The sequence below is a fragment of the Gottfriedia sp. NPDC057991 genome, assembly GCF_042886615.1.
Taxonomy (GTDB): domain Bacteria; phylum Bacillota; class Bacilli; order Bacillales; family Bacillaceae_G; genus Gottfriedia.
The window spans coordinates 586662-601319 of sequence record NZ_JBHVQN010000003.1 but is presented as its reverse complement, the minus strand read 5'-3'; the positions used below and the strand labels follow the sequence as shown (position 1 = coordinate 601319).

At 35.9% G+C, this 14658-nt stretch carries 12 protein-coding genes and 1 riboswitch; all 12 genes read left to right on the top strand.

The annotated features are described in order from the left end of the window. Nucleotides 1-84: 84 nt before the first annotated feature. Nucleotides 85-843 (top strand): carbohydrate ABC transporter permease, encoded by a 759-nt coding sequence (locus tag ACFVR2_RS14265; protein ID WP_082459363.1) that lies wholly within the window; start codon nucleotides 85-87, stop codon nucleotides 841-843. 27 nt (nucleotides 844-870) lie between these two features. Beyond that, a complete protein-coding gene (locus ACFVR2_RS14260; RefSeq protein WP_387362818.1) occupies nucleotides 871-2136 on the top strand; it encodes a Gfo/Idh/MocA family protein in 1266 nt (421 codons plus the stop codon). Between the two features lie 101 nt (nucleotides 2137-2237). After that, a complete protein-coding gene (locus ACFVR2_RS14255; protein ID WP_387362701.1) occupies nucleotides 2238-2957 on the top strand; it encodes a GntR family transcriptional regulator in 720 nt (239 codons plus the stop codon). Nucleotides 2958-3023: 66 nt separating this feature from the next. Further along, nucleotides 3024-4235: an SIS domain-containing protein gene (locus tag ACFVR2_RS14250; RefSeq protein WP_387362699.1), complete on the top strand. Its 1212-nt coding sequence runs from the start codon at nucleotides 3024-3026 to the stop codon at nucleotides 4233-4235. Beyond that, nucleotides 4232-5083 (top strand): tagatose-bisphosphate aldolase subunit GatY, encoded by an 852-nt coding sequence (gatY, locus tag ACFVR2_RS14245; protein WP_387362697.1) that lies wholly within the window; start codon nucleotides 4232-4234, stop codon nucleotides 5081-5083. The genes ACFVR2_RS14250 and gatY overlap by 4 nt, the downstream gene beginning before the upstream one ends. 4 nt (nucleotides 5084-5087) lie before the next feature. After that, nucleotides 5088-6023, top strand: a complete 936-nt coding sequence (locus ACFVR2_RS14240) for a 1-phosphofructokinase family hexose kinase (protein ID WP_387362695.1) — start codon at nucleotides 5088-5090, stop codon at nucleotides 6021-6023. A gap of 1 nt (nucleotide 6024) precedes the next feature. Further along, nucleotides 6025-6957 (top strand): ROK family protein, encoded by a 933-nt coding sequence (locus ACFVR2_RS14235; RefSeq protein ID WP_387362693.1) that lies wholly within the window; start codon nucleotides 6025-6027, stop codon nucleotides 6955-6957. 90 nt (nucleotides 6958-7047) lie between these two features. Further along, on the top strand, nucleotides 7048-8199 hold the full coding sequence (gene nagA, locus ACFVR2_RS14230; RefSeq protein WP_387362691.1) for an N-acetylglucosamine-6-phosphate deacetylase: 1152 nt from the start codon (nucleotides 7048-7050) through the stop codon (nucleotides 8197-8199). 329 nt (nucleotides 8200-8528) lie between these two features. Then, a complete protein-coding gene (gene helD / locus ACFVR2_RS14225; RefSeq protein ID WP_387362689.1) occupies nucleotides 8529-10880 on the top strand; it encodes an RNA polymerase recycling motor HelD in 2352 nt (783 codons plus the stop codon). 211 nt (nucleotides 10881-11091) lie between these two features. Continuing rightward, the gene (locus tag ACFVR2_RS14220) at nucleotides 11092-12123 is read left to right on the top strand and encodes an ATP-binding cassette domain-containing protein (protein ID WP_387362687.1); all 1032 of its coding nucleotides are present in this window, start codon (nucleotides 11092-11094) and stop codon (nucleotides 12121-12123) included. Further along, the gene (locus tag ACFVR2_RS14215) at nucleotides 12120-12932 is read left to right on the top strand and encodes an ABC transporter permease (protein WP_387362685.1); all 813 of its coding nucleotides are present in this window, start codon (nucleotides 12120-12122) and stop codon (nucleotides 12930-12932) included. The genes ACFVR2_RS14220 and ACFVR2_RS14215 overlap by 4 nt, the downstream gene beginning before the upstream one ends. 92 nt (nucleotides 12933-13024) lie before the next feature. Further along, nucleotides 13025-13128: riboswitch (purine riboswitch) on the top strand. Between the two features lie 207 nt (nucleotides 13129-13335). Continuing rightward, nucleotides 13336-14631 carry a nucleobase:cation symporter-2 family protein gene (locus ACFVR2_RS14210; protein WP_387362683.1) on the top strand — a complete coding sequence of 432 codons (1296 nt, stop codon included), beginning with the start codon at nucleotides 13336-13338 and terminating at the stop codon, nucleotides 14629-14631. Nucleotides 14632-14658: the final 27 nt, after the last annotated feature.

Below are 14658 nucleotides of genomic sequence, written 5' to 3'. Positions count from 1 at the left end.
GAGTAACCATTGGAGAAAGCAAGACATCAGATCACAAGTAAAACCATCTTAATTCATTTAATTCTAATTGTCGGCGCCTTGGCGATGGTCTTCCCTTTTATATGGATGTTACTAACTTCATTAAAAACTTATGCTGAGTCGATTCATGTTCCACCTGTTATTGTTCCAAAGCATTTTCAGTGGGTGAATTATAAAGATGTTTTTGATTTACTACCATTCTTTAAATTTATGTTTAACACGCTAATCATTACAGTGATTCGTACTATTGGCCAATTATTATTATGTTCTTTAGCTGCATACGCATTTGCGAGAATTGAATTTCCGGGAAGAAATATTCTTTTTTTAATAGCTTTATCGGTTTTAATGGTACCAGGACAAGTCTTTTTGTTGCCACAATATATGATCATGGTGAAATTAGGCTGGTTAAATACTTTACAAGCAGTAGTAGTTCCAGGTCTATTTAGCGCATTTGGTACATTCCTTTTAAGACAGTTTTTTATGGGGTTACCAAAGGAATTAGAAGAAGCAGCTAGATTAGATGGCTGTAATCATTTCCAAATTTATTGGAAAATCATGCTTCCTTTAGCAAAGCCAGGTTTAGTTGCTTTAGGTATATTTACAACGCTATGGAGCTGGAATGAATTAATGTGGCCAATGATTGTTAATAGCTCACCAGAATCAATGACATTGTCCGTCGGTTTGTCTTCATTGCAAGGACAATATTTAACCAATTATCCAGTATTAATGGCAGGATCATTTTTAGCAATTTTACCAATGCTTATTTTATTTATGATTTTGCAAAAACAATTTATTGAAGGAATTGCAGTTACAGGAAATAAATAAAAATCTTACAAAGCTTGGAGGAAACTGATTATGAAAGCAGCTTTAATAGGAGCGGGAAGTAGAGGATTTTATGCATATGGATCATATGCACTACAGTATCCACGTGAAATTCAATTCATTGCAGTAGCGGAGCCAAATAAAGAAAAAAGAGAAAAGTTTGCGGAGTCTCACAATATCCCTGAGAATATGAGATTTGAAGACTGGACTGAGCTATTAGAAAAAGAACAGCTGTGTGAGGCTCTATTAATTTGTAGTCCAGACCGTAATCACTATAAGCCCGTTATGAAGGCAATTGAAAAAGGATATAGTATTTTATTAGAAAAACCGATGTCACCAGAACCAATTGAGACGCTAGAAATAGCAGAAGCAGCAGAAAGGCATGATACATTATTAACGGTTTGTCACGTTATGAGATATGCACCATTTTACCAAGCATTAAAAGAAGTTGTTGATCGAAAAGTAATTGGCGACATCGTATCAATCCAGTGGAATGAGAATGTAGGCTACTTTCACCAAGCTCATAGTTTTGTACGTGGTAACTGGCGTAATTCTTCTGAGTCTAGCTCAATGCTCTTACAAAAAAGCTGCCATGATATGGATATGCTTGCGTGGCTGATTGGTACAGAGTGCAAGAGTGTATCTTCATATGGAAGTTTAACTTACTTTAAAAAGGAAAACGCACCAGAAGGTTCAACATATCGCTGTTTGGATGGTTGTAAGGTGGAAAAGGAATGTCCTTATTCAGCAGCTAAATGGTATTTACATGACCGTGATGTTTGGCCAGCAAATGTTATTTCAGCAAGTTCTAGTCTTGATAGTAGACTAAAGGCAATTCAAGAAGGACCATATGGTCGCTGCGTATATCACTGTGACAATGATGTTGTTGACCATCAAGTAGTTAATTTATTATTTGAAAATGACGTAACAGTTGCATTTACTATGACTGCATTTACAAATGAAACATTCCGTAACTTTAAAATTATGGGAACAAAAGGCGAAATAGTTGGAAATGATGCTAAAAATGAAATTGAAGTTAATTACTTTTCGGGTAAGAAGGAGTTAATTAAGCCTTCAACTGTAGATGGTGGCCATATGGGAGCCGATACAAGTATTATGGCTGATTTCATTCAACGCGTAACTACGAAGGACAAAGGCAGCTTAACATCAGCTATCGTATCAGCTAAAAGTCATATGATCGCTTATGCAGTAGAGGAATCAAGAATTTCAGGAACAATGATTTCAGTAGGTGATTATATGAAAAAATTAAAAGTGACAGAAGAGGGAGTTTTGTAGAAATTTCTGTTGCGACAAAAGGTGGTATCTTTTTCAATATTATGTATAATAGATGTATATTTAACTGGTTATGACAAAGATACCACCTAAAGGAGCTAATCATGGTAGAAAAGGATTCCCGACTTCCGCTTTATTATCAATTAATGGATATTTTATTAGAAAAAATCGAATCAGGTGAACTTGCTGAGAACGATCAGCTACCATCTGAACGAGAATTATGTGAAACGTATCAAGTTAGCCGAACAACGGTGAGGCAGACGATGCAAGAGCTTGAAAAACAAAGCTATATTTATAAAGTTCATGGAAAGGGGACATATGTTTCTCCAAGAACTTATAACCAAAGTCTTGTAAAATTTTATAGTTTTACAGAAGAAATGAAAAAGGCAGGGAAAATCCCAACGACAACGGTTGTTTCTTTTGAAAAAATCAATTGCGATAGTAAAGTAGCAAAGGTCATGGATATACCGGTAGAAGAAGAGGTATTTAAGATCGTTCGGTTAAGACTTGCTGACCAGGAACCGATGTTATACGAAACATCTTATGTACCCGTAAAGGATTTTAAAAATCTTTCGAGTGAAGAATTGCAACATACGCCGATGTATGAAATCTTCAGAACCCAATATAATGTGAATATTTCTAGCGCTTTAGAAAGCTTTATGGCTGTTAGTGCAAATAAAGTGGAGTCAGAAATGCTAAATATAATCGAGGGTGCACCATGTCTAATGCTTAAACGAGTAACTTATGATCAAAGCAAAGTAATCGAGTATACAATTTCTATTGCAAGAGGAGATAAATTTACTTATACAGTAGAATTGAAGTAGATACAGAAGTATCTATTTAACTCAACTGGTAATGATGACATTAACAGTAAAACAGGAGGGAATAGTATGGAGCTATTAAAATCGAGTGAATATGAAAGAATGAATGTTGGCGCGAGCCATACAGCAAAAGAAATAGCCCAGCAACCTAGATTATGGAACGAAACAAAGGATATTCTTTTATTTAATAGAGACCGAGTTCTTACATTTTTAAAGAGCATTGAAAATAAACACGATCAGTTACGAATTATTTTAACCGGTGCGGGTACATCTGCATTTGTTGGCGATACAGTTCTTCCATACTTAAAACAAATCGTTAACAACAAAAAAATAGTGGTAGAGAGTATTGCTACGACAAATATTGTGTCAAATCCATATTCTTATTTAGACAAGGACCTTCCAACAATCATGATTTCATTTGCTCGTTCAGGAAATAGTCCAGAGAGTTTGGCTGCTATTCATTTAGGAGAGCAAGTTATAGATGATTTTTATGGAATCGTTTTTACATGTAACCAAGATGGACTACTGGCTCAAAAGAAGAAAAATGATCATAATCATTTGGTCATCTATATGCCAGAAGAGGCAAATGACCAAGGATTTGCGATGACGAGTAGTTTTACGACTATGCTTTTCTCAGCTTTACTTCTTTTCAATATTGATCAGATTCATACGTGGGAGAAGAAAGTTGATGAACTTATACATGCTGGTCATTCAATTATTAGCGGGAGCGAGCAAAGTATTAAACAACTGGCAAATTCGTCTTTTCAAAAAGTTGTTTATTTAGGCTCAGGGGTTTTTGAAGGATTAGCAAGAGAAGCCTCATTAAAATTATTAGAATTAACGGGTGGGGCAATTCCTTCTACTTTTGATACCTCATTAGGTTTTAGACACGGCCCTAAATCCATTTTAGATAAAGATACCGTTGTATTTGTATTTTTATCTTGTAACCCTTATACAAGGCAGTACGATCTTGACATTTTAGAAGAGATATATAAAGAAACGAATCGAGGAAAAGTAGTGGCGATTTCATCTTTAAAAGATCAGGTGGCGGAAGAATATAGTGATCTTTTCTATCATGTAGATCTTCCTAAAATTAATGAGGATATTTTTCTAACTTTCCCTTTTATCTTATACGCACAAACTTTTGCTATGTATAAATCTATTAATCTCGGCTTTTCTCCAGATAACCCTTCTCCATTAGGAGTAGTCAACAGAGTAGTTAAAGGAGTTACGATTCACCCTTTTACAAATGACATGAAGAATGGAGGAGATTTATCTTGATTACATCAAGAAGTACGATTCTTTTAGAAGCACAATCTAAAGGCTACGCAGTTCCGGCATTTAATATTCATAACTTAGAAACAATGAAAACAGTTTTAGAAACAGCCCAAGAGCTACGTTCACCAGTTATGATCGCAGCTACACCTAGTACAGTTAGTTATATGGGGGAAGAATTTCTAATTAGTATGATGGAGGCCACAAAAAAAAGATACGATATTCCAATTTGTTTTCATTTAGATCACCATGAAAAAGTTATAGATATTAAAGCTTTAATTGATAGTGGAATTCACTCAGTCATGATTGATGCCTCTCACCATGACTTTGAAGAAAATATTCGAATCGTTCGTGAAGTAGTCAATTATGCCTCTTCTTTTGGAGTTGCTGTGGAGGCAGAGCTTGGCCGCCTAAGTGGGGTAGAAGATGACCTTGAAGTGGATGAAAAGGATCAAATTTATACAAACCCAGCACAAGCTAAAGAATTCGTCTCTAGAACAGGAATTGATTCATTAGCGGTTGCCATTGGGACGGCCCACGGTTTATATAAAGGAGAACCTAAATTAGATATTGAACGATTAAGTGCAATCCAAAGAGAAGTTGATATTCCACTAGTTCTACATGGAGCTTCGGGCTTACCAGATGAATTAGTACAAAAAACGATTAAAAGTGGAATATGTAAAGTAAATATTGCTACTGAATTAAAAATAGCTTTTGCTAATGGATTACGTGGTTACTTAAAAGAACATCCAGATGCCAATGACCCTAGATATTATTTTAAAGATGCAGTAAGAGAAATGAAAATAGTCGTTGCTGATAAAATTAAAATGTGCGGTAGTATGAATCGGGGTTAGAAATATGATTGCTACAATTACATTAAACCCGGCTATTGATATTCGGTATAATCTTCCCGTCTTTTATTTAGATGGAGTAAATCGTGTTACAGATGTCGATAAAACAGCCGGTGGAAAAGGACTTAACGTTTCACGTGTTTTATCTCAGCTAGGGGCTAAAGTTACTTGTACCGGGTTTTTAGGCGGAAAAGGCGGCGATTGGATAGCAGATCAACTCCCAATTTACAATTTAATTAATCGTTTTGTAGGAATAAAGGGAGAGTCAAGATTTTGTTTAGCAATTGAATCTAAAGAAGGTCATACAGAAATTCTTGAACAAGGTCCCGAGATATTGGAAAATGAAAGAGAAGAATTTTTGAAAAATTTTGATACTATTCTAGAATCGAATAACTATATTATAGGTTCTGGTAGCTTGCCATACGGAATCAACTCTGATTTTTATAGATACCTAATAGAAAAAACAAAGCAAAAAGGGAAGTATTTTCTTTTAGATTCAAGTGGAGAATCACTAGCACATGGCATAAAGGGAAAGCCATTTTTAATAAAGCCTAACAGAGAAGAGTTTTGCAAGTTAATCGGGTTAAACCAATTATCAATAGAGGAAATGATTTGGCATGCCCGGGATATATGCCAAAAGGGTATCCAATACGTATTACTTTCTTTAGGAAAAGAAGGTGCACTTTTAATTAGCAAAAACGTCACACTGCAGGCAATAGTTCCAACTTTGACAGATGTGCACCAAGTTGGATCAGGAGATAGCATGCTTGCAGGCTTTACCTTTGCGCATTCGAAAGGTTATTCAATTGAAGATGTTTTAAAGTGGTCATGTGCCTGCGGGATAGCCAATGCTGCCTCAGAGCGGACTGGATCAGTTGAATTAACAAAAGTTCAACATTACTTTAATCTCATTAAGGTGAAGGAGTTAACAGGGGGCGATTAAGGTGGAAAATATAGTTTGTTTTGATATCGGGGGTACATTTATCAAATTTGGACTAATAAATCGCGATGGGCAAATGGTCTACAAAGATAAATTACCAACACCTAAAAATAATATACAAAAGCTGCTTCCTGAACTTTTAGTGGAGAAAATAAAAAAACTTCAAAATGATTTTTTAATAGCAGGAATCGGAATCTCCTCGTGTGGTCTTGTAAATCATGAAACAGGTGAAATTTTATTTTCCAACAATATACCCGACTATTCAGGAATGAAGTTGGGCGAAATACTTTTCAATTTATTAAAATTACCCGTTAGTGTTGAAAATGATGTGAAAAGTGCCTGCTTCGGTGAAAAGTGGAAGGGTGCAATTCAAGGGAAGAAAAATGTAGTTTTTTTGACATTAGGAACAGGTATTGGAAGCACCATTATTATAGATGGGAATATTGTAAGCGGATCCCGTCATTTAGCAGGAGAACTAGGTCATACCGTCATTGTTAATAACGGACGTTCTTGTGGATGTGGACGGAAAGGGTGCTTTGAAAGATATGCTGCTACTTCAGCCTTAGTAAGTGACTTTATTGATGAAAAGAACAAAAATGGTGAAGTGATAGAGAAAATCTCTGGAGAAGAAATCTTGTCTTTAGTAGAAGAAGGAGATTCAACTGCTACTGGCGTATATAAAAATTTTATCCATTATATAAGCATAGGTCTTTCAAATATAGTTCACCTTCTGAACCCAGAGGCAATTATTATTGGGGGAGGAATTGCTGAGCAGGGAGAGCAGTTTATTCAGGACATCAACTCTGAGATTAAAAAGGAAACCATGCCGATTTATCATCGAGAAACAATCGTATTTCCTTCGATACTTGGGAATGACGCCGGGCTGTATGGAGCATGTTACTTAACTTTAAAAAAATTAAACTACTTACCTGTATAAGTATTAAGCAAACAGGCAGCATCCTATTTTGGTGTTGCCTATTGTTCTTTTTGAAAAAGTATTCCTGTGAATAATAGAGGGGGAAGTGTTATGAAAGCAATTAAAGTAAAAAAGGTTTATACACCCGATAAAGTAATTGAAGCTGGCTATATAATAATTCAAAACGGAAAAATAAATGGAGTAACAACTGATAGACCTTCCTGTGAAATTTTGGATTATTCTAGTTTTGTAGCCATGCCAGGCATGATTGATATACATGTTCATGGGATTGCTGGGAATGACACGATGGATGGTAGTATTCATTCATTACAAGAAATGTCTATGTCACTTGCACGTCATGGAGTTACGGGATTTTTACCAACTACACTGACTCATGATTTCGTAAAAATTAAAAAAGCTGTAAAGATCGTAAGTGAGGCGATGGGACAGACAGAAGGAGCGGAAATCATTGGATCGTATGTAGAAGGCCCATACATTACAACTGAGCATCGTGGTGCACATCCGGTCAAGTATATTCGTGAACTAAATACTGATGAGTTAGTTGAACTTATAAAAATTTCCAATAATACAGTTAAAGTAATCACAATAGCTCCAGAAAAAGAGTATGCAGAGGAAGCTATTAAATTGATAACAGATAAAGGAATTCACGTGTCTATGGGTCATACAAATGCAGACTACGACACAACGAATAACGCAATTGAACATGGGGCAAGAATTTCTGTTCACACTTTTAATGGCATGAGGGGATTTAATCATCGTGATCCTGGGTGTCTTGGTGCCGTTCTAACAAATGATCAATGTTATTGTGAATGTATAGCAGATTTACAGCATGTCCACCCTGGAGCAATTAAGCTTTTATACAAAGCAAAAGGGACAGAACGTATTTTTTTAATAAGTGATTCAATGGCAGCTGCTGATTTACCAGATGGATCCTATAATCTTGGTACATTAGACGTTAAAGTGGAAAATAAAATTGCTCGAACAGTAGAAACAGGTTCATTAGCAGGAAGCACGACTAATTTAATGGAGTGTTTAAAAAATGTTAATGACATTTTAGAGGTGCCTTTAGAAACTATTTTACCGATGGTCAGCCTTAACCAAGCAAAACTACTTAAAATTGATCATGAAGTTGGAAGCATAGAGTGTGGTAAAAAAGCAAATATCGTCTTAACTGATTGTAAGTTTAATGTTCAGGCTACTATTGTGAATGGAGAATTTGTATTTAGGAATAATCATAAATAATATGGCGGATTTTAATAAAGATGTAAAATTTAGCTGATTGAAGTATGTACAGAAGAAATTAATAAATAATAAGGATGACCTTACTATAAGTGATTAAATGATCATTTTTGGGTGGGTCATTTTGATTTTTGAGTGTACGAAAATTAATAATTGAGATGAAATAATAATGATTTCAAACGAAGACTATTGCCTAAAAGGTAAAAACGTGGTAGATTAATACAGTATATATAATAGGATTAACATAGAGGTCATATTTTCCCTACTTTAATTTTACTATACAAATCCTCTTGAGTCAACCCCCATTTTTATCTTTTAAAGGAGTGCATGAAATGAACAACGAACTTCAAAAAGAACAAGTAAGAGTAAATGCTGTATTAGATCTAATCACGGACAAAATTAGTAAATTAACAGACGAAACAGCCCAACGTAGAAACGAAGTAATCAATGTTCGTAAAAATTTCTGGGATGAGGTTAAAGTTAACACAGATAGTTTTGATGACTATCTAGAGACGGTTATTAGTTTAAGACAACAATCTCAACTTTTGGCGATTGGCCAAATTAATCATAAGCAATCTTCCAACCGACTATCAGCACTTCGTCGGATGAAAGAGGTTCCTTATTTTGGTCGCATTAACTTTACAGAAGAAGCTATGTCTGAAACGGAGCGTATTTATATTGGTGTTTCAACGCTAATGGACGAAACTGGAGAGAATATTTTAGTTTATGATTGGAGGGCCCCAGTATCGAGTGTTTACTATGATTATCCACCTGGTCCTGCTGAGTATGATACACCTGGGGGAAAAGTGAATGGCGTATTAGACCAAAAATGGCAATACATTATACGTAACGGTGTAATTGAATCAATGTTCGATACAAGTCTCACTATAGGAGATGAGATTTTGCAGCATGTGCTTGGCAAAGGAACAAACAAGCATATGAGAAGCATAGTAGCCAGCATTCAAAAAGAACAAAATCAGATCATTCGTTATGACAAAGGTAGATTACTGATTGTTCAAGGGGCGGCTGGTAGTGGAAAGACATCTGCAGCTTTACAAAGGATTGCATATTTGCTCTATAAATATAGAAATTGGATAAAAGCAGATCAAATTATCTTATTTTCTCCTAATGCAATGTTTAATAACTACGTATCGAGAGTCTTGCCTGAACTAGGCGAAGAAAATATGCAACAAGTTACATTCCAAGAATATTTAGTTCATAGGCTAAGTGATGCGTTCCAAGTTGAGGATAATTATGAGCAATTAGAATATGTGCTAACTGCTATCGAGGATCCTTCCTATAAGACTAGGACTTCAAGCATTCAATTTAAAGCTTCAACTCGTTTCTTTGAGACAATAAAGGCATATAGACAATCACTAGAATTATCCGGAATGGTCTTTAGGGGATTTAAATTTAGAGGTAAACCAGTTGTTACAGCTAAACAAATATATGAAAGATTTTATAGCACCGATCCTTCTTTAAAATTTAACAACCGATTAGAGAAGTTGACGGAATGGTTAAACAAGCAAATCAATGAAACGGAAAAGCTAGAATTGAAAAAAACATGGGTACAAGATGAAATCGAGTTACTCAGCAAAGATGATTATCAAAAAGCATATAAGTACTTACAGAAAAAAAAATTTAAAGATAATTCATTCGATGATTACGAACAAGAAACTAAGGTATTAGGTCGAATGGTTGTGCGTAAAAAACTAAAGCCACTACGTGAATGGGTTCGAGGATTGCGCTTCATTGACATAAAAGGAGTCTATAAACAGTTATTTTCTGATCCAACTCAAATTGAACAATGGATTGAAGGGGATACCCCTGAGAATTGGGAAGACATATGTCAGTTAACATTAAATATGTTAGATGAAGGCAAATTGTTTTACGAGGATGCTACACCGTATTTACTTTTAAAAGAATTGGTTCAAGGCTTCCAATCAAATGTTTCGATTAAATTTGTACTTGTAGATGAAGCTCAAGATTATTCACCTTTCCAATTTGAATTTTTGAAGAGATTGTTTCCTTCTGCAAAAATGACTGTACTAGGTGACTTTAATCAAGCTATATTTGCGCATGCCAGTGAGATGGGAGATTTTAATGTTCTTAAAGGCTTATATGGGCCAGATGAAACAAAAGTGATCAATCTGAGTCAAAGTTACAGATCAACTAAACCAATTGTAGAATTCACACGTAGACTCATTCCTGGGGGCAATCTAATTACGCCTTTTGAACGAGTTGGGGAGAAGCCTGTGTTAACACAGTTATCGAATCGAGAAGATTTGCACAGTCATATTGCCAATAAAATCGAGGACTTAAAGAAAAGCAAACTTAATACGATTGCTGTCATATGTAAATCTGCTGAAGAGAGCTTAGATGCATATGAAGCATTAAAAGATGTAGAAGGAATCAAGCACGTGAAGAGAAACTCAGTTGAATATGAGCAAGGAGTAGTCATTATTCCTGCATATTTGGCAAAAGGAATTGAATTCGATGCAGTGATTATTTACGATGCATCAGCTCAAGTTTATGGAGATGAGCGTCTCCGAAGACTATTCTATACGGCATGTACACGAGCAATGCATCAGTTACATCTATATAGCTTAGGTGAAGTGACTCCCTTTTTACATGATATAAATTCAGAGTTCTTACTACTAAACCAGACCATAGTACATGACTAAATTTCAGACTGCCCGCCAAGCGCTTGCAATCAGTCTGAAAATCAGTGTAAAAAAACTTCCCTTAAATTAGATAAGGGAAGTTTTTTTACATTGAACATTGTATCCCTTAGCTTGTAACTATTCGTAAAGAAAAATTTTATTTAAAGTTCATACTTAATTCATAATTAGTCGATATATTCATCTTGTAATAAGTCGTAAAGGAGGAAATGAATTGGAATATTTAAATAAAAAAATAATTACCCCAAATAATGGAGATTTGGCAGTAGAAGCGAGTGGTTTAGTTAAAACATTTGGTGATAATCGTGCGGTTGATGGAGTGGATTTAAACGTTCGTGCAGGAAGTATTTACGGTGTACTTGGACCAAATGGTGCAGGGAAAACAACCACAATTAGAATGTTGGCTACACTACTTAGACAAGACGCAGGTACTGCACGCATATTCGGACATGATGTATTAAAAGAGGCTCAAATTGTACGTCAATTAATTGGGGTTACTGGTCAGTATGCCTCAGTTGATGATTCACTAAGTGCTACAGAGAATCTTATAATTTTCTCAAGATTACTAGGTCTAGGTAGAGCGGAAGCGCGAAAGAAATCAGCGGATTTATTAGAGGAATTTGGTTTAACAGAAGCAGCAAAACGTCCACTAAAAAATTTCTCAGGTGGAATGCGTCGTAGATTAGATTTGGCTGCAAGTTTAATTGCTCAGCCACCTCTTATCTTCTTAGATGAGCCGACAACTGGTTTAGACCCTCGCACAAGAAATCAAATGTGGGATACTATTCGTCGTTTAGTAAAAGAAGGTTCAACAGTTCTATTAACAACACAATATCTTCAAGAGGCGGATGAACTAGCAGATCGAATTGCAGTAATAGATCGTGGTCATGTAGTCGCGGAAGGTACTGTTGATGAATTGAAAGCTTCGGTTGGTAGTTCATCGTTACAACTAAAAGTTCAAGATTTAAGGGATGTTCAAAAGGCGCGTCAGACAGTAGAACATGTACTAAAAGTAAAATCCAATATCGCATTAGTAGAAGGAAAGATTACTGCCCCTATGGCGGATGCTGACCGAGTAACCGACCTTCTAATTGCCTTACGTGATGAAGGCATCCATTTAGCCGAAATGAGTGTACAAAAGCCGACTCTTGATGAAGTATTCCTTACGATTACTGGTAACAGCGTTGATAATGATGGATCAAAGGTGTCAGATAAAACAAAAGAAATGGAGGGAGTAAGGGTATGAGCACATCAATAAAACCAGCTGCTTATCGTGAATTAAAAAATAAAACTAGCTTTAGTCAATCAGTAAAAAATTCATTTACGATGGCTTATCGTGGTCTACTAAAAATTAAGCGTACACCAGAACAATTATTTGACGTTACGTTACAACCTATTATTTTTACACTTATGTTTACTTATATCTTTGGCGGAGCAATCTCTGGGGATGTTAAGAGTTATTTACCAGTAATCATACCAGGAATCTTAGTACAAACGGTCATTACTACTTCGATTGTTACAGGTGTACAATTGCGTGAAGATATGGATAAAGGTGTATTCGATCGATTCAAGTCGCTGCCAATTGCACGTATTGCACCACTGGCCGGAGCTTTATTGGCGGATACGATTCGTTATACAATCGCTACAGTTCTTACCTTCACTATGGGATATATAATGGGATATCGCCCTGAAGGTGGCTTGGGCTATGTAGTTTTAGCTGGGCTACTTGTAATTGTATGTTCATGGGCGATTAGTTGGATTTTTGCGTTTTTTGGAGTAATTGCACGTACAGCGTCAAGTGTACAAGGGATTTCTATGCTAGCACTTTTTCCATTAACATTCCTTTCAAATGCCTTTGTACCAGTTGATACAATGCCAAATTGGCTTCAATGGTTTGTAAAAATAAACCCAATTTCACATCTGATTACTGCTGTAAGAAATCTTACAAACGCTGGAACTGCAGGTTCAGATCTAATCATTTCGCTTATTGGAGCTGCTGTAATAGTAGCAATTTTTGCACCACTAACTGTAAAGGCTTATATGCGTAGAACATAATAGAAGGTGTTCCATTAGTTTTTTTCTAATGGAACACCTTTTCTTTGCATTTTCTACTTGAAAATATTGAATAGCATGTGTAACATAATCAAGGTACAAATATATAAATAACTCATATAATCATGGGGATATGGCCCATAAGTTTCTACCGGACGACCAATATAATCGACCGACTATGAGTGAAAGCACATCTAGGGTTCCGCATTATTGTAAGTAAAATGGCTGGTCCGAGCGATGTGGGCACTATTCGTGCTACACCATTAGGGATAAAAACCCAGAAGGACAGGTTTCACTTGAGAGAAACATACTCAAGTGGAACCTGTCCTTTTTTGTTTTATAAAGAGTAATAACTGTACGCCAAACAATATAGATCAATTCAGCAATGACAAGGGAGAGAATCAGATTGTTAAGTAAACAAAAAGCATTTACATTAGGTTTTCAACACGTCATGGCTATGTATGCAGGTGCAGTTGTTGTACCTCTTATAATAGGTGGCGCGCTTAAACTTACGCCAACTCAGATCGCTTATCTGATTGCAGCAGATTTATTTACTTGCGGTATAGCAACAATCCTGCAAAGCATGGGGACTAAATACATTGGTAGCAGATTGCCGGTCGTTTTAGGATGTACCTTTACGGCAGTAGGTCCAATTATTGCAATTGCATCCACTTCAAATTTGCCGACAGCATACGGTGCAATAATTATTTCTGGAATCTTTGTTGTATTAGCTGCTCCTTTTTATGGCAAGCTTTTAAAATTTTTTCCTACAATTGTAACAGGATCAGTTGTAACGATTATTGGACTTTCTCTAATTCCAGTGGCTATGAATAATGCAGCAGGAGGACAAGGGAGTCCAGACTTCGGTCAAGTACACAATTTATTACTTGCCCTTCTTACACTTATCGTAATTTTAGTCATTAACAGATGGGCTAAAGGATTTTTACGTACAATTTCCGTACTTGTTGGTTTGGTTGTAGGAACAATTGCTGGCTATGCAATGGGAATCGTTCATTTTTCAAGCGTATCAGAAGCATCGTGGTTTAGTATCGCTCAACCATTCTATTTTGGAGCACCAAAAATCAGTATTACAGCTATTATCACAATGATTATCGTATGTATTGTTAGCATGGTGGAATCAACTGGAGTCTATTTCGCAGTTGGAAAAGCGACTGACCAAAAGGTGAAACAAGATCAGATCGTAAATGGATTGCGTTCAGAAGGTCTTGCAATTATGCTCGGTGGTATTTTTAATGCATTTCCGTACACAGCTTTTTCACAAAATGTTGGTTTAATCTCACTTACAAAAGTTAAATCTAGGGAAGTTATTTATGCTGCTGGAAGTATCATGGTAGTTCTTGGATTATTACCTAAACTAGCAGCTTTAACGACAGTTATTCCAAATGCCGTTCTTGGTGGCGCTATGATTGTTATGTTTGGATCTGTCGCGGCTGCTGGTATATCAATTCTTTCAGAAGTTGATTTAGGTAAAGGAGAAAACCTATTAATCGCAGCTTGTAGTATAGCAGTAGGGTTAGGCTCAGCAACACTTCCACAAATGTTCGACCAACTACCTGACTTTTTAAAAATGTTAATGCAAAATGGAATTGTGACAGGTTCATTAACAGCAATTATTTTAAATTTATTCTTAACAAAACGAAATGTGGCAGTAGAAGTACAAGTTACGAAAAAAATATCATAAACTATTCAAAGAAATGAGACCCCTCTA

Coding starts and splice junctions, on each gene's coding strand:
- ACFVR2_RS14255 (WP_387362701.1), top strand. CDS start 2,238: ATGGTAGAAAAGGATTCCCGACTTCCGCTTTATTATCAATTAATGGAT.
- nagA (WP_387362691.1), top strand. CDS start 7,048: ATGAAAGCAATTAAAGTAAAAAAGGTTTATACACCCGATAAAGTAATT.
- helD (WP_387362689.1), top strand. CDS start 8,529: ATGAACAACGAACTTCAAAAAGAACAAGTAAGAGTAAATGCTGTATTA.
- ACFVR2_RS14265 (WP_082459363.1), top strand. CDS start 85: ATGGTCTTCCCTTTTATATGGATGTTACTAACTTCATTAAAAACTTAT.
- ACFVR2_RS14250 (WP_387362699.1), top strand. CDS start 3,024: ATGGAGCTATTAAAATCGAGTGAATATGAAAGAATGAATGTTGGCGCG.
- ACFVR2_RS14215 (WP_387362685.1), top strand. CDS start 12,120: ATGAGCACATCAATAAAACCAGCTGCTTATCGTGAATTAAAAAATAAA.
- ACFVR2_RS14240 (WP_387362695.1), top strand. CDS start 5,088: ATGATTGCTACAATTACATTAAACCCGGCTATTGATATTCGGTATAAT.